Source organism: Vibrio sp. 1151_11 (assembly GCF_029478525.1).
GTDB classification, from domain to species: Bacteria; Pseudomonadota; Gammaproteobacteria; order Enterobacterales; family Vibrionaceae; genus Vibrio; species Vibrio anguillarum.
On sequence record NZ_SHMN01000013.1, the window covers coordinates 61,042 to 80,309 of the forward strand.

Sequence of the window (19,268 nt, forward strand, 5' to 3'; positions counted from 1 at the left end):
CACTGGTGGGGCTTTTTACGTTCAGCTTAGCTTTTAAGAATTACTTCTTATCTGCTTCTTTACGTGCTTTAACGTCAGCAATAACTTGCTCTGCAACGTTTGCAGGACATGCAGCGTAGTGTGAGAACTCCATAGAGAACTGACCACGACCAGATGTCATTGTACGTAGGTGACCGATATAACCAAACATTTCAGATAGAGGAACGTTCGCTTTAATACGTACACCTGTTACGCCAGCTTCTTGATCTTTAATCATGCCACGACGACGGTTAAGGTCGCCGATAACATCACCAACGTGATCTTCTGGAGTAAACACGTCAACGTGCATAATTGGCTCTAGAAGTTGAGCGCCAGCTTTAGGCATAGATTGACGGAATGCACCTTTCGCTGCGATTTCAAATGCGATTGCAGATGAGTCAACTGCGTGGAAGCCACCGTCGAACAGTTCAACTTCAACGTCTAGTACAGGGAACCCAGCAAGAACACCTTGGTCCATCATAGACTTAAAGCCTTTCTCTACAGCAGGCCAGAATTCTTTAGGTACGTTACCACCAACAACTACTGATTTGAACGTGAAACCTGAATTTGGCTCACCTGGTTTGATACGGTAGTCGATCTTACCGAACTGACCAGAACCACCAGACTGTTTCTTATGCGTATAGCTGTCTTCAATTGCTTTAGTGATAGTTTCACGGTAAGCAACTTGAGGAGCACCAACGATAAGATCAATGCCGTGTGTACGCTTAAGGATATCAACTTTGATATCTAGGTGAAGTTCACCCATACCTTTTAGGATGGTTTCGCCAGTTTCTTCATCAGACTCAACTTGGAATGATGGATCTTCTGAAACCATTTTACCTAGCGCAATACCTAGCTTCTCAGAACCGCCTTTGTCTTTAGGAGCAACAGCGATAGAGATTACAGGCGTTGGGAAAATCATTGGCTCAAGAGTACATTCGTGTTTAGGATCACATAGAGTGTGACCAGTTTTCACGTTTTTCATACCAACGATAGCGATGATATCACCCGCTTGAGCGGAATCAAGTTCGTTACGATCGTTCGCGTGCATCTCAACCATACGGCCAATACGCTCAGTCTTACCAGTAGCACTGTTAAGAATGGTGTCACCTTTCTTCAGTTTACCAGAATAAATACGGATAAACGTTAGGGCACCAAAACGGTCGTCCATGATCTTGAACGCAAGTGCGCGGAATGGTTCATCAACAGAAACTGTTGCAACTTTACCAGTAGGCTCACCTGTTTCAGGATCAGTCAGATCTTGAGGTACAACTTCAGCTGGAGCTGGAAGATAATCAACAACGGCATCTAGTAGAAGTTGCATGCCTTTGTTTTTGAATGCTGAACCACAGAATGTAGGGAAGAACGCTAATTCACGAGTACCCTTACGGATACAAGCTTTTAGTTGCTCAATAGTTGGCTCTTCGCCTTCCATATAAGCCATCATTAGCTCGTCGTCTTGCTCTACTGCAGTTTCGATTAGCATTTCACGGTATTCTTCAACTTGCTCTACCATGTCTGCTGGAATTTCTTTGATTTCGTAGTTTTCTGGCTGACCTGAATCATCCCAAACGTAAGCTTGACGATTTAATACGTCAACAACGCCAACGAATTCGTCTTCACGACCAATTGGAAGAGTCATAACAAGTGGGTTTGCGCCAAGAACTTTCTTCACTTGTCCTACAACGCGGAAGAAGTCTGCACCCATACGGTCTAGTTTGTTTACGAAGATCAGACGAGCTACTTCTGAATCGTTCGCGTAACGCCAGTTAGTTTCTGACTGAGGTTCAACACCGCCAGAACCACAGAATACACCAACACCGCCATCAAGAACTTTCAGAGAACGATAAACTTCAACTGTGAAGTCAACGTGCCCAGGAGTATCGATAACGTTAAAACGGTGATCTTTCCAGAAACAAGTCGTCGCTGCTGATTGAATTGTGATACCGCGTTCAGCTTCTTGATCCATGAAATCCATGGTAGAAGCGCCATCGTGTACTTCACCTGTACGGTGGATTTTACCAGTAAGCTTAAGAATACGCTCAGTGGTAGTGGTTTTACCGGCATCAACGTGCGCGAAAATACCAATGTTTCTGTATTTTGATAAATCTGCCATTGTCTTACTCTGTTAATAAGGTATAAAGTGCGCGCAGAGTATATCACAATCTGTCAAGACTGATACCCTTGCATACGCTTGCTTGAAAAAAAATATAGTACGGTTACGAACTGTCGGTGAAATATAGGTCATAACCGTAAAAGAGGCGAGTTTAATTAAGATTTATAACTCATCAAATGCTTCAATTGCTTCAGATAATTTCTTCACACCGTGCAATTGCATGCCAGGTATTCCACCTTTAGGCATATTCGCCATCGGAATAATTGCTTTCTTAAAACCATGTTTAAATGCTTCATTTAATCGCTCTTGACCACTAGGTACTGGGCGAATTTCTCCGGCCAAACCGACTTCGCCAAACACGACAACATCTTTAGCAAGTGGTTTATCTCTGAAGCTTGAAAGCAGTGCCATGAGAAGTGCTAAGTCGGCGCTTGTTTCCGTCACTTTAACGCCACCAACCACATTAACAAACACATCTTGATCGGACATTTGTAAGCCACCGTGCTTGTGAAGCACAGCCAATAATAAAGATAAGCGATTTTGCTCAAGCCCAACGGCGACTCGCCTTGGGTTTGCTAATTGTGAATAGTCAACCAGTGCTTGGATCTCCACTAGCAGTGGACGCGTTCCTTCCCATACAACCATCACCGAACTGCCCGAAGTATCTTCTTCGCCTCGCGAAAGGAAAATGGCAGAAGGATTACTCACTTCACGCAAGCCCTGTCCCGTCATGGCAAAAACGCCGAGTTCATTGACCGCACCAAATCGGTTCTTGTGACTGCGCAATGTACGAAAACGACTATCAGTCCCTCCGTCGAGCAATACCGAGCAGTCAATAATATGCTCTAGCACTTTTGGACCAGCCAAAGAACCGTCTTTAGTAACGTGTCCGACTAAAAATACGGCAACGTTATTTTGCTTAGCGTAGCGTGTGAGCGTTGTCGCAGACTCGCGCACTTGTGCCACCGTACCGGGAGAGGATTGGACGTCGGCCACATGCATCACTTGAATTGAGTCTATGACCATGATGCGGGGCTGCTCTTTTTCAGCGATTTGGCAAATGCGATCTACATTGGTTTCCGACAGCATTTTAAGCTTATCTTTAGGTAAGCCAAGACGAGAGGCTCGCATCGCGACTTGCTGAAGTGATTCTTCACCCGTGACATACAAAGCAGGCATTGACGCCGCGAGCTGACACATGGTTTGCAGCAATAAAGTCGATTTCCCAGCGCCAGGGTTACCACCGATTAAAATCGCCGCGCCGGGTACGACACCACCACCCAATACACGGTCCAACTCTTTAAAGCCGCTAGAAAACCGTGGGACTTCCTGCAGATTAATATCCGACAGCACTTGGACTTGTGATTCCGTTACCGCCCCAGCGTAACCACCTAGTCGCTCATTACGTGCAACCTGCGGCGATGCTGCCAAGCGTACTTCGGTGATAGTATTCCATGCACCACAAGCACTACATTGACCTTGCCAACGCGGAAAATCTGCGCCGCAATCATTACATACATAGGCGCGTTTTGCTTTTGCCATGCTTCCTCAACAATTCCTGTTTCTTGTTGGTAACCTATACTTTTCAAGCTTAAAGATTAAACTGTTAAGTAATCATGAAGTGATATAGGTTGATTTACGTTTAAATAAAGGTTGAACCTTCGCAACAGATAACTAAAGATTATGATAACGATGCCGATTAATCTTTGAGACGGACACTCTAACAGAAAAGTATGCAGCAATCTGAAATTCTATCAATCGCAGAGCGTTTGATCCCAGCTTACCGTTTACCTGATTTTGAATACCTTCTTTCACAAATGACAGAAGATGAATCACCGTCGGCAAAATTACTGGTCAAAATGGAGCTCAATCGCATCATGGCTCCTTGTGTTAAAAGTATTGACTTACGAGGTCGGGTACAAGGGGAATGCCGAGAATATGAATTAGATGGCCGCAAACATTGGTTCGACGATGTGGCCTTTAACGCGTATCACAAAGGGGTCAAAAAATTTGGTGCGTACACGGAAGGTGTATGGGAAGCATTAAACAATACGCCAAACAACTTCCGTGTGATGCAACAACGTGGTGCCCAAAACCCACAAAAAGACGGTGGTGGCAGTACGTTTTTTGAGGCTGAGCCAATTAAGCTTGGTTATGATCTCAAGCGTCAAGAAAATCGCTTAAAAGTCACCTCACAAGTTGAAATTCACCTACCTAGTAAACAGCTGGTCAATGGCCTCAGTGTTGATCTATCCGTTTCGGGTGCAAAATTTAAAGTTCCCGCCGCTTTTAACTACAAGCTCGGTGAGGTGATCAAAGTCTATTTTTCCGAACTCAACAAAACGTCAGAAGTGGTTGGACTGCACCACGCCATTGAATATCGTATTTTAGGTATTGATGAGTCTTACGATAACGATGCCGTGAAATTTCTGCGTACACTAAAACTTTCCGACACTAACATCATCGAAAAAGTGATTACTGAATCGCTGCAAAATAACACTCAAAAAGCACGCCACGATAACCAAGATAAACTCATCCGAGCTCGAACCCGTGGTTACGAGCACACCTATTTAAAACACACCTGTAACTTACCAGTGTTTTTTAGTGGCAGTGAGTTGAAGTTAGTACTGCTGACTGAAAATAACCAACCGATCTGGCAATACTGGCACGACGAGCGTAATCAACAAGCACTCGGTTCGTTATTCAATAAAGAGCGGATGGAACAGTTAACCAAGCCGGGGATGCGGGGTAGCAATAATGTGCTTTATGCTTTCAAGCATGAACATCAGGAAAAAACGCTCTTTTTTTCAATGATGATGCCAGAGGCTAACCGTGAACAAAGAAAAATGTTTTGGCATGTTGGCGCTCGTCGACAAAGTTGGAAAGCGTTTCGCTTATTTGTCTTTGAACTCTCGGATGAAGAGCGTCAAGAACTTGCGGTTCATGCCCATGAATTGTCAGATCGCTCAAGCCACTTAACGCACTGTGGCGTTTTACAAGAAATTGGCGATGAGGATTCGGCAAAAGATTACCTATTGACTGACAAACCCAATTTACCCAATAGCGAACTCAATAAATTTCGTCATCCAAGGCAGATCATTGGTCAACCTACAGGCATTTATTTTGATGCTCGCTCGCGTAGAAAAGAGCCTCGTTACCAATTCAAGACACCGCTGACTATCACTTCAGGATCTGGGGTAAATGCAACTGGCCACACGATTGATTTATCCAAACGTGGTTTAAGTATTATTGTGGATACACCACTGCCCGTGAAAGCAGGCGATAACGTCACCATCAATTACCACGAATTACAGCTTTACGACAAAAAGCTGCCACTGCATAGCCTTCCCTATAATGTCATTCGTATTGGGCCCGAAGGTCGGCGTCTACAATTGGTGATAGAAGAAAATATACATACCATCAAAACAATCGCTTTTTTCAATAGCATTATTGAAAACAATCAAGATAAGTTGTTACAGAAAGAAGAAGTGCTACCAAGTCATAACTTGCTGGAAGGGTTGCACAACATTTTGCTTGATAAGATGATAAGTTCGCCGATTTTCGTTGATAAACACGGTGCAAATTTACGCCCTAAAGTGATTGGCGTGAATTATCCCTTGCCGCCTCATCTGGTGTTACTGGCTAAATTAGGCCAAGAAAATCGCATCACGTTAGAGCCAATATTCAAAGGTCACACCAATACGCTACTGGCTAAACCGATGCGGCGCATTGAAGGAGCGATACCGCAATATCACGACGTTTATATTGCGGCAATCAAATTTGGCACGCGTATTCAATCAATCCAATCGAAATTATTAAGTGATTTTGAAAACACTAAAGAGCGTATTGATTTCATTCAAAAAGCGCAGCACATGGGTGAAATTTACATCTTGAGGATTTGCAGTGCACCCGTCTTTGACCCAATCACTACGCTGCTGCGCAGTGATCTCAATGAGTTGGCACAAATTAGTCTTCATCACGCTCGTACGCTAGAAAAAGAGATCACCTCAATCATTGGTTATGGAGAGGTGATCGATATTACAGAAGAAGTATTGATCCGCTTAGAGCTGACCTTGTAAAAGCGACTGACTTTTGTAAAAGAGAGTGTGGGTAAAAGAGAGAGTGGGCATCGCTCACTCTCTTATCTCTTGCTTTTTAGCTTTACTTAAGGCTTCACTTTCCAACTGAGTTTTTGCTGCTTCACCAATGAGGCAGAGAGAATACAGAGCACGCCACCAAGGCCTGCAAAACGGACCGCCGCTTGTGCTTTTTCTTCAACTTTAGGTTTAGCATGATAAGCAACTCCTAGCCCCGCTGCAGCCATCATAACTAAATCATTCGCCCCATCGCCAACCGCGACAGTATTGTGTAATTCAATCTCATAACGTTGTGCTAACTCAACCAAAATATCGGCTTTGGTTTGTGCCGAAACAACATCACCTAGCACTTGACCAGTAAGCTTGCCATCAACAATTTCCAACGTATTGGATTGCGCATGATCAAGTTGCAGTTCGCTTTTTAAATAATCTGAAAAATAGGTAAAGCCACCGGATGCAATCGCCGTTTTCCACCCCAATGCATGCAGTGTTGCTACCAGTTCACGTAAATCGGGCATCATGGGTAATGTAGAGCGAACCGCTTCAAGAATCGACTCATCGGCACCAGCAAGTTTGCCAACCCGCTGACGCAAGCTTTGCTCAAAATCCAATTCACCTTGCATCGCTCGCTCAGTGACTTCGGCTACCTCCTCTCCGACACCCGCTAACTTAGCTATCTCATCAATGCATTCAATTTGAATCGCCGTGGAGTCCATATCCATCACAATCAAACCCGGTTTAGAAAGGTCTGGTACTTCACACAAACGGGCATAATCAATTTCGAGCCCTTGTAAAATTTTCTCGTGCTCTGTCGTCAGCTCACCTGACATCAGCGCCACTTCATAATGCCCCACTTTCCATATATCGAGGACAGCGTTGTAGTAACCGGTAAAAAAGTCAATATCATCAAAATGTTGAGTGGAGAGATAAGGTGCAAAAACAATCCAACTTGCTTTTGCTTTGTCAAATTGTGAAGAGAAACGAGTTTCAGGCAAGCGGTTGAGCAGCGTTGTGTGCCTTTTGATCGGCAATGTTTTGAGGGCATCCATGTTTATCATTCCTTAATCAATCCTTTTCCTTCAGCCTGCTTAAACGCACCACAAGCAAAATGGGATCAACTCGATTCAATGCTCGAGTATCAATAAATGGGTGTATGCCCCTGACGTTACCCTATTGCAATTTAAAAACGCAAGTCTCAATATGAGTAAAGTTTTTATTTATCCAATCAGGTGGGTTATGGACGGCTCTTTATTTTCATTTCGCGTCGCAATTCGTGTGCTTACCGTCATTTTATTAGCAGGCATGTTCTTCTTTACCGTAAAAAACAGCGTTGTGATCAGTAAAGGTAACGAACGAATTCAGGCCAACCAACTAGAAACATTAACTAAGATTTTGATTTCACAGGCATCATTATCTGCGGGCAGCATGATATCAGAGCAAGATCAAGAGCGCCTGCTAGCCCTTACCAACCAGTTAGCTCAAGACAAACTGGTGTTTGATGCCACCATTTATGATTCCGAAGGGGTCAAATTAGCCGCCAGCGATAACGCGTTAAGCGTACGCGAAGTATTAGGATTGGATACACCACTGCGCACGGCCAGCATTGGCCGTCAGCAACTGGTTGAGCCTGTCTATCATGAAAGCAGTATCATTGGTTTTATCCGCATTACTTTTGAAACTGGCCGCGTCACGGCGATTTCAGATCACCACTATCGTAAAAGTGATCGCTACATGTATCTCATGCTGCTAACCAGCTTTGTCAGCGGTGTATTGCTCACGCTGCTACTACTGCGTCGAAAACCGAAAAGTGGTGGTGAGAACCTGCTGCTACAGAATGTGGATGATATGACTTAGCAGGCTTTGTAAATAAAAAAACCTCAGTTGCGACACTGAGGTTTTTTTATAAAAGCATATTATTGAGCGTCGCCAATCAATACTGAATCTAACGCAATTTCAATCATTTCATTGAAAGTGTTTTGACGCTCTTCTGAAGTCGTTTGCTCGCCAGTTTTGATGTGATCAGAGACAGTGCAAATCGTCAGTGCTTTTGCGCCATATTCCGCCGCTACGCCGTAGATTCCTGCCGCTTCCATTTCTACACCAACAATGCCGTATTTATCCATAACATCGAACATCTCTGGATCTGGCGTGTAGAAAAGCTCTGCGGAGAACAAGTTACCCACTTTCACGTTAATACCACGCGCCGTAGCCGCTTCTTCTGCGGCTTTAACCATTTTGTAATCGGCAATCGCAGCAAAGTCGTGGTCTTTAAAACGGATGCGGTTAACTTTGGAATCGGTACAAGCACCCATACCAATCACAACATCACGCACTTTAATATCGTCGCTGACCGCACCACAGCTTCCGACACGGATCACTTTTTTCACGCCAAAATCTTTGATAAGTTCCGTCACGTAAATTGAGCATGAAGGGATCCCCATGCCATGGCCCATTACCGAAATTTTACGACCTTTGTATGTACCTGTATAACCAAACATGTTACGGACATCACACACTTGAACCACATCATCAAGGAAAGTTTCTGCGATGTATTTTGCGCGAAGTGGGTCACCCGGCATTAAAACGACGTCTGCAAATGCACCCATTTCAGCATTAATATGTGGAGTTGCCATTAAAAGTATCCTTTATCTAAATTGACCAAAGAATAGAGAGTGATCTCTCTATTCATCCTCAAAAAATGAATCGCTACGCTTACTGTAAGAAATTGGTGCCGTAATCCATCGCAGACGTACCGAAATAGTGCGCCAGTGACTGACCAATATCAGCAAACGTCTCACGGCGGCCCAATGAACCGGGGGCCACTTTATGCCCATAAATCAAGACTGGAATATGCTCGCGCGTATGATCCGTACCCGGCCAAGTTGGATCGCAACCATGGTCCGCTGTAAGAATAAGTACATCGTCCTCTTCCATTAACTCAAGCACTTGTGGCAGACGCTTGTCAAAGTACTCCAGTGCCGCAGCGTAGCCCGCTACATCACGGCGATGACCATAAGCGGAATCAAAATCAACGAAGTTAGTGAAGACGATGGTGTTATCTTTCGCTTGTTTGATTTGTTCTAGTGTTGCATCAAATAAAGCTGGGATGCCTGTCGCTTTAACTTTATGAGTGATGCCGCAGTAGGCGTAAATATCGGCAATTTTACCAATAGAAACCACGTTACCTTGCTTCTCATCAACCAATTTTTGCAGCACGGTCGCCGCTGGCGGCTCAACGGATAAATCGCGACGGTTGCCAGTACGAGCAAATTCTCCCGCTTTCGGGCCAATGAACGGGCGCGCAATCACGCGGCCAATGTTGTAATCCGCCAATTCTTCACGTGCGATCTGGCAAAGTTCTAACAAACGATCAAGACCAAACGTCTCTTCGTGACAAGCTATTTGGAACACTGAGTCAGCTGAGGTATAGAAAATCGGTTTACCCGTTTTCATGTGCTCTTCACCCAAATCATCTAAAACCTGAGTGCCTGATGCATGGCAGTTACCAAGAAAACCATCCAAACCTGCGCGTTCAATAATGCGATCTGTCAGCTCTTTCGGGAAACTATTTTGCTTATCGCTGAAATAACCCCATTCAAACAGTACAGGAACACCAGCAATTTCCCAGTGACCCGAAGGAGTATCTTTACCTGATGAAAGCTCAGCTGCGTGGCCGTACGCACCGATAATATCAGCGTTGGCATCAAGCCCCGGAGCAAAACGCCCCGTTGACTCTTTATGCGCCATGGCAAGCCCCAGTTTCGATAAGTTTGGCAGCGTCAATGGTCCCTGGCGATCCGCATTATTCGCTTCGCCTTTAGCACATTGGTCTGCGATGTGGCCCAAAGTGTCAGCGCCAACATCACCAAATTGTGGTGCATCAGCGGTTTCGCCGATACCAAATGAATCTAATACTAAAATAAATGCTCTTTTCATTGCTCTCTCCAACCGATATTTTTATACGTCTTCTGCGCGAATTTGGCCGTAGACATCGGGTGTTGGTGTGTATTCTCCGCCAATTTGAATGGCGCTTTGTAATGCTTTGGCCGCTTGTTGCCATTGCGCTTCATTACGCGCATGGATCACCGCCAACGGCTTGCTGCTATCGGCAACGTCACCTAGGCGAATAAATTGGTCAAACCCAACCGCGTAATCAATGGTGTCAGTTGCGACGCGGCGTCCACCGCCCATCTCCACCACGGCCATGCCAATCGCGCGAGTATCCATTGCCGATACGACGCCACTTTCTAGAGCGTAAACGGGCTTAACCAGCTCGGTTTTTTCAAGATAGTGATCGTAATTTTCAACAAAATCAGCGGGGCCGCCTAAGCCTTTGACCATTTTGCCAAAGCATTCAGCCGCTTTTCCGTTATTAAGAACGGACATCAGTTTCGCACGAGCATCATTGCTGTCTTTTGCTAAATTGCCTAACAACAACATCTCAACGCAAGAGGCCAAGGTAATTTCCAGTAAGCGAGGGTTGCGATATTCACCAGTTAAAAAGCGTACCGCTTCACGCACTTCAAGGGCATTACCTGCCGAAGAGGCCAGCACTTGGTTCATATCCGTCAAAATAGCCGTGGTTTTCGTACCGGCGCCGTTAGCCACTGCGACGATAGATTTAGCCAACTCTTCAGAAGCTTCGTAAGTCGGCATAAATGCGCCAGAACCGACTTTGACATCCATCACCAAGGAATCTAACCCAGCGGCTAATTTTTTAGAAAGAATCGAGGCGGTGATGAGTGAAATATTGTCGACCGTTGCGGTAATGTCACGTGTGGCGTATACGCGTTTATCCGCTGGCGCGAGATCACCCGTTTGGCCGATGATAGCAACGCCCGCTTCTTTGGTTACTTGACCAAATACGTCATTACTTGGCGTGATGTTATAACCGGGAATCGACTCCAATTTATCCAGCGTGCCGCCCGTATGACCAAGGCCGCGCCCTGAAATCATAGGAACAAAACCACCGCAGGCTGCAACCATGGGGCCAAGCATCAGCGAAGTAACATCGCCCACGCCGCCAGTTGAGTGTTTATCAACGATAGGACCACCGAAGTTCATCGCATCCCAGTTGATCACCATCCCAGAATCACGCATGGCGCACGTCAGTGCAATGCGCTCTGGCATAGTCATTTCATTGAAGAAAATTGTCATAGCAAAGGCCGCAATTTGGCCTTCAGAGACGGTATTATTCGCCACACCTTGAATAAAAAAGTTAATTTCTTCGGTGGTGAGGATCTCGCCGTCACGCTTTTTGCGAATGATTTCTTGAGGTAAAAAAGTTTGAGTTGAATACATTAGTTGCCTCCCAAGCATAATGCTTTGGTCAGTAAGGTAAAGAGGTAATGCGGAGCTGATGGCTCAGCTCCGCGAGTCAGACTTATTATTATCAGTCCTACTTCAGCGCATAATTAATACGCAGCTGGATCGGCTTTTTGGTCTGTTACTTCTAATGTATTCAAAAGATTGGTTAGCAGGCTTGAGGCCCCAAAACGGTAGTGCATGCTGTCGGCCCAATCTGCGCCAAGTAGCTCATCAGCCATCGCGAGATACAATGCAGCATCTTGCGCTGTGCGTACACCGCCCGCAGGTTTAAAACCTACAGTTTTGGCAACGCCCATATCGCGAATCACTTCTAGCATCATGCGTGCGTATTCTGGTGTTGCATTCACAGGGACTTTGCCCGTTGAGGTTTTGATGAAATCAGCGCCCGCTTCAATACAGATTTGAGACGCTTTTTTGATTAATGCTTCTTCTTTTAGCTCACCAGTTTCGATGATCACTTTAAGCAGAATGTCACCACACGCGGCTTTACATTGCTTAACAAGATCAAAACCGACTTGCTCATTACCGGCGATTAATGCGCGGTAAGGGAACACAACGTCGACTTCATCAGCACCGTACGCAACAGCGGCTTTAGTTTCCGCAACGGCAATCTCAATATCATCATTACCGTGTGGGAAGTTGGTAACGGTTGCGATACGAATCTCTGGCGTGCCTTGCTCACGAAGTGTCTTCTTCGCAATAGGAATAAAGCGAGGGTAAATACAAATTGCAGCGGTATTACCTACAGCCGTTTTGGCATCATGACAAAGGGCAATCACTTTCGCATCCGTGTCATCATCGTTTAGCGTAGTCAAATCCATCAATTTCAGTGCACGTAGTGCGGCTGCTTTTAAATCGCTCATTTCTATCTCCGATCAATATATTCAAATAGTTCACTAGTAAACCACGCTCAGTGTTAAGAGCGAGATGGCTTGCTAGCCACAAATGAACGGACTTGGTTCCTTGAAGACTCGAAATGCACTTGCATTTCAATTGCTATCCCTGTCACCGCACAGTACCAATTTGGCCTATGGCACAACCATGATATGCCACTTATTTGCACTCATCGCCGTGTCTAACGTATATCCGTGTGTAACTTATACCCGTATCTAATTTATATCAAAGCAACACGACATGATAAAACGGGCTGCCTTTGCGTCAAATCATACTCCATGTATTGATTGGCGCTAGCTGATATCTTCACTCTTCTATTGAAAATGAATCTCACTGATACAGTATAGATTTTCACTACAAAACTGTAGCGTCATTCATAGAGCAAACGGTTTGTATCTCAAAAAAGATCAGCGTCAACGATAATCTCGTTTACCGATAAACTCTGATCTATCCATTAAAAGCTAACTTATAAAAGAGAGCTTGAGGTGATAAACACTGACCACCCGACTAAAGAGTGAATCAAAGTATTCCTTTCGCCAAAACAAAAAAGCCCCGCAGCAATCTCTTGCTACGGGGCGATGTTAAACGGCGTCTATATCTCTTTCTCTTGTTTAATTAGAAAGAAAGGAAGAAGCCAGCAATGGTTGCTGCCATTAAGTTAGACAGTGTACCAGCACAAACGGCTTTTACACCCATCTTCGCGATATCGTGACGACGGTTAGGAGCAAGACCACCTAAACCACCGAGTAGAATCGCAACAGAAGAAAGGTTGGCAAAGCCACACAGTGCAAATGAGATGATAGCTTGAGTTTTCTCAGACATCACTGCACCAGTAGCAGCAACGATCTGTGCGTTATCACCCACGTAAGGTACGAAGTTTAGATAAGCAACAAATTCGTTTACAACCAGTTTTTGACCGATGAAAGAGCCCGCTAGCGTTGCTTCTTCCCATGGCACACCAATCAGGAATGCTAATGGAGAGAAAAGCCAACCAAGCAGTAGTTCTAGAGTCAGTTCAGGCATACCGAACCAACCACCCACACCACCAAGCATACCGTTAACTAAGGCGATTAGACCAACGAAGGCAAGTAGCATTGCACCTACGTTCAGCGCAAGTTGCAGACCAACAGAAGCACCACCTGCAGCAGCATCGATTACGTTGGCAGGTTTATCATTGCCATCCATATCGCTACCCAGTTCTTCGTCTGGAGTATCGGTTTCTGGTTTGATGATTTTTGCAAACAGTAGACCACCCGGTGCTGCCATGAAAGAGGCCGCAACAAGGTACTCTAGCGGCACACCCATCGATGCGTAACCAGCAAGTACACCACCCGCAACTGAAGCCAAACCACCACACATTACTGCAAACAGCTCAGATTGAGTCATTTTAGGTACAAACGGACGAACCACGAGTGGCGCTTCTGTTTGACCTACGAAAATGTTGGCTGCAGCAGACATCGATTCCGCACGAGAGGTACCGAGTGCTTTTTGTAAACCACCACCTAGAATCTTAATTACCCATTGCATAACGCCAATGTAGTAAAGCACAGAGATAAGTGCCGAGAAGAAGATTAGAGTAGGTAGAACTTGGAAAGCAAAGATGAAGCCAATACCGTCAACTGAAAAGTTAACTAGGCTGCCGAATAGAAAACCAGTACCGTCTTTACCGAAGTCGATGACGTTTTGAACACCCGCAGAGAAACCTGCAAGGAGATCACGACCCCATGGTACGTAAAGAACGAAACCACCGATAATAAATTGGATAGCAAAAGCGCCACCCACTGTTCTTAGATTGATAGCTTTGCGGTTATCAGACAGTAGAACTGCAAGTCCTAGCAGAACTGCCATACCGACTAGGCTCATAAACAGGCTCATAGTTTATGATTTCCTTATTAGGTTATTGTTGGCGTGTTATAAAATGGAGCTCATGAAGCGGGGTGATTATACTCATCACCACTAAGATAAAGTAATGCCAGCCTCACACTTTCTTATAAGATTCACTGCCCATTCACTCATTTATGTGAGCACGTTCAATGTTTACTGACACTAGAATCATTAAACCTACATTTCATTTCGAATTTATTCACACCGGAAAGAACAGAGAATGGCTGTTTTTCCACAAAACATCAGCAACCGTTTGCTCTGATTGGTTCTTCAGCAACGCAAGCGTTTGCAGGATAATCGGCAGTTTTTGTGGGTGATTCGCTTGCCCTTGAAAACCATTGAGTGGCATATCAGGAGCATCTGTTTCTAGCACTAAACTTTCGATGGGGAGTGCCGCAATAGTAAGACGGGTTTTGTTGGCTCTTGGATAGGTAATAACACCACCCACGCCAATCTTAAAACCCAGTTCAATAAACTGGTTTGCCTGTTGAACGCTGCCAGAAAAAGCATGCAGCACTCCACCTTGGCTAAATTGATGTTTTTTTAACAGTTGTATAAGGCGGTTGTGCGCTTTGCGGCTGTGTAATATCAATGGAAGTCTGGCTCGTTTCGCAAGCTCTAGTTGCATTTCAAACATTGTTTCTTGCAAAGCGGGAGCAATATCAGTCGCAAAATCTAAGCCACACTCCCCCAGAGCCACGCATTGAGCTGGTTTTTGAAGTAGCTTTTGCTCAAGCTCGTCGATATCCGCAGGGGAAGAGGTTGATAAAAAACAGGGATGGAACCCGAGAGCAAAATAGAGTTCAGGATAACCGTTAGCAAGCTCGGCCACTCGTTGCCAGTTACTTGGACCAACGGCGGGAATCACTATTTTCTCAACCCCCTGCTGGCGAGCTAAATGTAAATGGTGTTCAAACTCACGCTCAAAGATAGAAAAATCGAGATGGCAATGCGTATCAAATAAACGCAGCTTCTTATTCTCGTTCACGTTCTTTACTCTGAACAGGATCTTGACGATAAGGAACACAGCTACGTTTTTTATCTGGTGTTAAACCCATGTTCTCACACCAGCGATCATAACGCGCAACCTGCTTTTTCAACCACTGCCACATAACCGCCTCTCTTACATCACTGCTCTTCGCGTTTAAAGACCAACTCAGTTGCTGATGACTCCTGTTCTACAAAATAGTAGCCAGCACTGTCAAACTGAGCCAATTGCTCTACAGAAGAGATTTGTTTATCGATAATGTAGCGCGCCATCATGCCACGAGCCTTCTTAGCATAGAAGCTAATGACTTTGTATTGCCCTTTCTTACAATCCTTAAATACCGGAGTAATGATGCTCCCCTTAAGTTTTTTCGGATTAACCGCTTTAAAATACTCGTTGGAAGCGAGATTAATCAACACATCATCGCCTTGCTCTTTCAGAGCTTGATTGAGTTTATCGGTAATGATATCCCCCCAAAACTGGTACAGGTTAGTCCCCCTCGGGTTACCCAATCTCGTGCCCATCTCTAAACGGTACGGTTGCATCAGATCCAGTGGTTTTAATACACCATACAAGCCAGAGAGCATTCTTAAATGCTGTTGTGCATGTTCAAATCCGGCATCCGATAATGTTTCTGCTTCAAATCCTGTATAAACATCCCCTTTAAACGCCAAAATGGCGGGACGTGCATTATCCAACGTGAAGGTTGGGCTCCACTGCGCAAAGCGAGCCACGTTGAGCCCAGCGATTTTATCGCTCACTTTCATCAACGCTGAGATGTCGGCAGGAGTCAATTGACGGCAAACATCGATCAACTGAGCTGAATGGTCAATAAGCTCCGGCTGAGTATATTTGCTTGTCACCAACGGGGATTCGTAATCTAACGTCTTGGCTGGGGAAACAACAATGAGCATAATTTTCCTTCCTTTCTATTCTTATTTTATGGCTCACAGAGTACAAAAAAAGCCATGCGGTGTCTGCATGGCTTTTTCAATCTATTTAATCGTCAGTAACGATAACCGGCTATTTGTTGTTGTACCAAATGCCATCTTCCAACTGAGATTTTAACTCAGGGTAATCATTAGCATCGAAGGTGGGAACCTTACCTGCGGCTAGCTGACGGTTATAATCTTTCGCGAGCTTAATCACAATGCCAGAGAGCAGAATGATCGCCACCAAGTTAACAATCGCCATTAACCCCATCGAGACATCAGCCATTGCCCATACGGTAGGCAAGGTCGCCAATGAGCCAAACATCACCATGGCAAGGAAAACAATACGGAACAACGTTAACCCTTTCTTATTGTTGTGCTCTAAGAAAATCAGGTTCGTTTCGGCATAAGAGTAGTTGGCAATAATTGAAGTAAAGGCGAAGAAGAAAATCGCAAAAGCAACAAAAATCCCACCCCAACTGCCCACTTGTGAGCTTAATGCGCGCTGAGTCAGCTCGATACCGGTAATTTCACCGTGCGGTACATATTCACCCGACATCAAAATAATGGCGACGGTTGCTGAACAGATCACAATCGTATCAATAAAAACACCCAACATTTGCACGTAACCTTGAGAAGCAGGATGCGGCGGATAAGGCGTTGCAGAAGCCGCTGCATTAGGTGCTGAACCCATACCCGCTTCATTGGAAAACAGACCGCGTTTGATGCCGTTAATCATGGCTTGAGCAATCGCGTAACCTAAACCGCCTGCGGCCGCTTCTTGAAGGCCAAATGCACTTTTGAAAATAAGGCTTAATACGGCTGGTAGCTTTTCTATATTAGTGACCATGACAAACATCGCAATCGCTAAGTAAGCTAACGCCATGAAAGGTACAATCAACTCAGCGGTACGCGCAATTTTACGGATACCACCAAAAATGACGAAAGCCGAAATTGCAACGATGAAGATACCGACATACAGCGGATCAAATCCAAAAGCATTTTTCATAGCTCCTGCAATTGAATTAGCTTGAACGGCATTGAATACTAGGCCAAAAGCAATAATCAGGAAGATGGAAAACAGGACACCCATCCAACGCATACCAAGGCCTTTTTCCATATAGTACGCAGGGCCACCGCGGTAGTTACCATCTTTGTCACGGGTTTTGTATAGCTGAGCCAACGTGCTTTCAGCAAATGAAGTCGCCATACCAAGCATAGCAATCAACCACATCCAGAAAATCGCGCCTGGACCACCCGCCGTTAAAGCAACAGCTACACCGGCCATGTTTCCCGTACCAACACGCGCAGCAAGGCTAGTACAAAGTGCTTGGAAAGAAGAAATACCGGCTTTATCTGCTTTGCGGCTGTTTTTCAACACACTAAACATGTGGCCGAAATGGCGAAATTGAATGAATCCTAGGCGAACGGTGAAGTACACACCAACACCGACTAAAAGATAAACAAGGATGGATCCCCAAAGTAAATCATTCATTAAATTGATTAAGTCTGTCACAAGAACCTCTCATAGAGTGATAGCGCTGACCTAAGCGAAAAGCTTCACGAAAAAATGCACATGCTGCGAGTCAACGTTCTAACCAGCATGTTTTTATCGATATTATGCAATGCATTTTATTCGTCCAAAAAGTGAGGAGTCTCAACTTTTGAAGGGGCAACGTATTTTTGACGGGCGGATAATGCAACCTGAAAGAACAAAAATCAATATGCAACAAGTTTAGTTAAAATGTTATTTTTCACTATAAAATCACCTTTAATTAACATTTAACAAACCAATACAGCAACAGATTGGCAACCAAAACGACCCAAACTGGAAGCATTGAAAGATAAAAAACAACCATAAAAACCCAGTTGCACTCACTTAATCTCACCCCTTGAGAATAAAGGGCTAATCAGTTTCACCACTAAATCTTGCATAAATTTATGATAATTTTTTATTGAATGTTCATAAAACAACCAACTAGGCAATTGTAAATTTCCAAAACAACATTTATTTAACATTTCAAAATGCAAATAAAATCGTTTGCGTCGCTTAACCGCTCCCTTTTTGTACTAAAGAATCCCACTGAAACTGTGAAATTCTGGTCAAAATCCAATAAAAGGTTCATCAAAAGGAAACAAATGAGAAACAAATCATAGCTAGGCTAGCGAAAACTGTGCTATCTAGAGAGCACGACATGGCGTAATAACAACAACAAGAGGTTGCTTATGGAAAGCTTGCAATTTGACGAAATGTTGGAAATGGAAATCACAAAACTCCGCTCTAGTCGCACTAAACCAGTAAAAAGAATGTGGCGAGAAATTGAAGCGATTCAGGATCAAAAACGGTTACAAAGAGAATTGATGGAGATGGATGTCTGCTTCGAGGCTGATCAAATAAAACTCTGAGTAAAAAGGCACTTCAACAGTGCCTTTTTGTTTAACTGAATCAGCAGAGATTACTGGCACTCTTGTGCGGTTTGTCGAACTCGGTGAGCTAATTGTTGGTACTGCTCCGCAATTGTCTCACCAAATACTGGATCATCTTCGGATTGTTGCCAGCTCGCCTCCACCGCTTGCCAATCAGTCACATTAAAGGTGCGGCTGATCAAGGGTAAAACCGATTGTTCTTCTAACTCCAGATGACGCTTCTGGGAAGAAATAAATGCATCAAGCTGCTCGATGAACACGTGCTGTGGTACAACTGCATCTTGCAAAATCATATCGACTATCTCTAGAAAAGCATGCGTTTTCTCAGAAAGTTCTACATGTTCTCTCGCTAAATTTTGAATATCATTATGTTGACCATAATGATCAATATAATAGTGATAGAGAATATCTTCTTTGGGGTGGTGTACTGACTCTGAATGTGTCGCCAAGTAGTCAATAATCTCTCTCACTAAAGAGTAGTTGATACTTTGTTCATTACTCAATTGCCGTTGTTTATCTCGCAAAATGGCAAGCAAACGCGCCATATACCCGTGTTCTCTACGGATCCTTTCAATCATCATTGT

Annotated in this window: 16 protein-coding genes; 3 read left to right on the forward strand and 13 right to left on the reverse strand. The window is 44.5% G+C overall.

Going from position 1 to position 19,268, the window contains the following annotated elements:
• Positions 1-40 precede the first annotated feature (40 nt).
• Both fusA and radA read right to left on the reverse strand, forming a co-directional pair.
• Entirely contained in the window at positions 41-2,134 is a 2,094-nt protein-coding gene (gene fusA / locus EXZ60_RS11130) for an elongation factor G (protein WP_017043055.1), read from the reverse strand.
• A 162-nt stretch (positions 2,135-2,296) separates the two neighbouring features.
• Positions 2,297-3,676 carry a DNA repair protein RadA gene (radA, locus tag EXZ60_RS11135; protein WP_013856131.1) on the reverse strand — a complete coding sequence of 460 codons (1,380 nt, stop codon included), beginning with the start codon at positions 3,674-3,676 and terminating at the stop codon, positions 2,297-2,299.
• 191 nt (positions 3,677-3,867) lie between these two features.
• Here radA and EXZ60_RS11140 point away from each other — a divergent pair, with 191 nt between their 5' ends.
• Complete coding sequence (locus EXZ60_RS11140; protein WP_019282345.1) at positions 3,868-6,213, forward strand: PilZ domain-containing protein; 2,346 nt, start codon at positions 3,868-3,870, stop codon at positions 6,211-6,213.
• Between the two features lie 86 nt (positions 6,214-6,299).
• Here EXZ60_RS11140 and serB read toward each other — a convergent pair whose 3' ends face one another.
• Complete coding sequence (gene serB, locus EXZ60_RS11145) at positions 6,300-7,280, reverse strand: phosphoserine phosphatase (RefSeq protein WP_026027377.1); 981 nt, start codon at positions 7,278-7,280, stop codon at positions 6,300-6,302.
• A 187-nt stretch (positions 7,281-7,467) separates the two neighbouring features.
• Between serB and EXZ60_RS11150 the strand changes: the two genes are divergently transcribed.
• Positions 7,468-8,085, forward strand: a complete 618-nt coding sequence (locus EXZ60_RS11150; RefSeq protein WP_277435717.1) for a YtjB family periplasmic protein — start codon at positions 7,468-7,470, stop codon at positions 8,083-8,085.
• Positions 8,086-8,144: 59 nt separating this feature from the next.
• Here the strand turns inward: EXZ60_RS11150 and deoD are convergent, their stop codons facing one another.
• The 9 genes from deoD to EXZ60_RS11195 all read right to left on the reverse strand — a co-directional run bounded on the left by deoD (position 8,145) and on the right by EXZ60_RS11195 (position 17,773).
• Positions 8,145-8,864, reverse strand: coding sequence for a purine-nucleoside phosphorylase (gene deoD, locus EXZ60_RS11155; RefSeq protein ID WP_013856127.1), 720 nt, complete (start codon positions 8,862-8,864; stop codon positions 8,145-8,147).
• 79 nt (positions 8,865-8,943) lie between these two features.
• Complete coding sequence (locus EXZ60_RS11160; protein WP_026027379.1) at positions 8,944-10,167, reverse strand: phosphopentomutase; 1,224 nt, start codon at positions 10,165-10,167, stop codon at positions 8,944-8,946.
• Between the two features lie 21 nt (positions 10,168-10,188).
• Positions 10,189-11,550, reverse strand: a complete 1,362-nt coding sequence (gene deoA, locus EXZ60_RS11165) for a thymidine phosphorylase (RefSeq protein WP_017043061.1) — start codon at positions 11,548-11,550, stop codon at positions 10,189-10,191.
• 95 nt (positions 11,551-11,645) lie between these two features.
• On the reverse strand, positions 11,646-12,422 hold the full coding sequence (deoC, locus tag EXZ60_RS11170) for a deoxyribose-phosphate aldolase (RefSeq protein ID WP_013856124.1): 777 nt from the start codon (positions 12,420-12,422) through the stop codon (positions 11,646-11,648).
• A gap of 646 nt (positions 12,423-13,068) precedes the next feature.
• A complete protein-coding gene (locus tag EXZ60_RS11175; protein WP_017043062.1) occupies positions 13,069-14,328 on the reverse strand; it encodes a NupC/NupG family nucleoside CNT transporter in 1,260 nt (419 codons plus the stop codon).
• Positions 14,329-14,536: 208 nt separating this feature from the next.
• Positions 14,537-15,325: a TatD family hydrolase gene (locus tag EXZ60_RS11180; RefSeq protein WP_277435718.1), complete on the reverse strand. Its 789-nt coding sequence runs from the start codon at positions 15,323-15,325 to the stop codon at positions 14,537-14,539.
• On the reverse strand, positions 15,312-15,449 hold the full coding sequence (locus EXZ60_RS11185; RefSeq protein ID WP_013856121.1) for a DUF5363 family protein: 138 nt from the start codon (positions 15,447-15,449) through the stop codon (positions 15,312-15,314). Before EXZ60_RS11185 ends, EXZ60_RS11180 begins: the two co-directional genes overlap by 14 nt.
• Positions 15,450-15,465: 16 nt before the next feature.
• Positions 15,466-16,239 carry a peroxide stress protein YaaA gene (yaaA, locus tag EXZ60_RS11190; RefSeq protein WP_026027382.1) on the reverse strand — a complete coding sequence of 258 codons (774 nt, stop codon included), beginning with the start codon at positions 16,237-16,239 and terminating at the stop codon, positions 15,466-15,468.
• A gap of 109 nt (positions 16,240-16,348) precedes the next feature.
• Positions 16,349-17,773 carry a sodium:alanine symporter family protein gene (locus EXZ60_RS11195; protein WP_013856119.1) on the reverse strand — a complete coding sequence of 475 codons (1,425 nt, stop codon included), beginning with the start codon at positions 17,771-17,773 and terminating at the stop codon, positions 16,349-16,351.
• A 710-nt stretch (positions 17,774-18,483) separates the two neighbouring features.
• On the opposite strand from EXZ60_RS11195, the gene EXZ60_RS11200 reads away from it, so the two are divergent.
• Positions 18,484-18,663: a DUF3545 family protein gene (locus EXZ60_RS11200; RefSeq protein ID WP_010318284.1), complete on the forward strand. Its 180-nt coding sequence runs from the start codon at positions 18,484-18,486 to the stop codon at positions 18,661-18,663.
• Between the two features lie 50 nt (positions 18,664-18,713).
• On the opposite strand, the gene EXZ60_RS11205 is transcribed toward EXZ60_RS11200, so the two are convergent.
• Positions 18,714-19,265, reverse strand: a complete 552-nt coding sequence (locus EXZ60_RS11205) for a hemerythrin domain-containing protein (protein ID WP_017047477.1) — start codon at positions 19,263-19,265, stop codon at positions 18,714-18,716.
• Between the last annotated feature and the right edge of the window lie 3 nt (positions 19,266-19,268).

Excerpts from the sequence above, each read along its gene's own strand:
- fusA (WP_017043055.1), bottom strand. The coding sequence starts at position 2,134 with ATGGCAGATTTATCAAAATACAGAAACATTGGTATTTTCGCGCACGTT.
- radA (WP_013856131.1), bottom strand. The coding sequence starts at position 3,676 with ATGGCAAAAGCAAAACGCGCCTATGTATGTAATGATTGCGGCGCAGAT.
- EXZ60_RS11140 (WP_019282345.1), top strand. The coding sequence starts at position 3,868 with ATGCAGCAATCTGAAATTCTATCAATCGCAGAGCGTTTGATCCCAGCT.
- serB (WP_026027377.1), bottom strand. The coding sequence starts at position 7,280 with ATGGATGCCCTCAAAACATTGCCGATCAAAAGGCACACAACGCTGCTC.
- EXZ60_RS11150 (WP_277435717.1), top strand. The coding sequence starts at position 7,468 with ATGGACGGCTCTTTATTTTCATTTCGCGTCGCAATTCGTGTGCTTACC.
- deoD (WP_013856127.1), bottom strand. The coding sequence starts at position 8,864 with ATGGCAACTCCACATATTAATGCTGAAATGGGTGCATTTGCAGACGTC.
- EXZ60_RS11160 (WP_026027379.1), bottom strand. The coding sequence starts at position 10,167 with ATGAAAAGAGCATTTATTTTAGTATTAGATTCATTTGGTATCGGCGAA.
- deoA (WP_017043061.1), bottom strand. The coding sequence starts at position 11,550 with ATGCTTGGGAGGCAACTAATGTATTCAACTCAAACTTTTTTACCTCAA.
- deoC (WP_013856124.1), bottom strand. The coding sequence starts at position 12,422 with ATGAGCGATTTAAAAGCAGCCGCACTACGTGCACTGAAATTGATGGAT.
- EXZ60_RS11175 (WP_017043062.1), bottom strand. The coding sequence starts at position 14,328 with ATGAGCCTGTTTATGAGCCTAGTCGGTATGGCAGTTCTGCTAGGACTT.
- EXZ60_RS11185 (WP_013856121.1), bottom strand. The coding sequence starts at position 15,449 with ATGTGGCAGTGGTTGAAAAAGCAGGTTGCGCGTTATGATCGCTGGTGT.
- yaaA (WP_026027382.1), bottom strand. The coding sequence starts at position 16,239 with ATGCTCATTGTTGTTTCCCCAGCCAAGACGTTAGATTACGAATCCCCG.
- EXZ60_RS11200 (WP_010318284.1), top strand. The coding sequence starts at position 18,484 with ATGGAAAGCTTGCAATTTGACGAAATGTTGGAAATGGAAATCACAAAA.
- EXZ60_RS11205 (WP_017047477.1), bottom strand. The coding sequence starts at position 19,265 with ATGATGATTGAAAGGATCCGTAGAGAACACGGGTATATGGCGCGTTTG.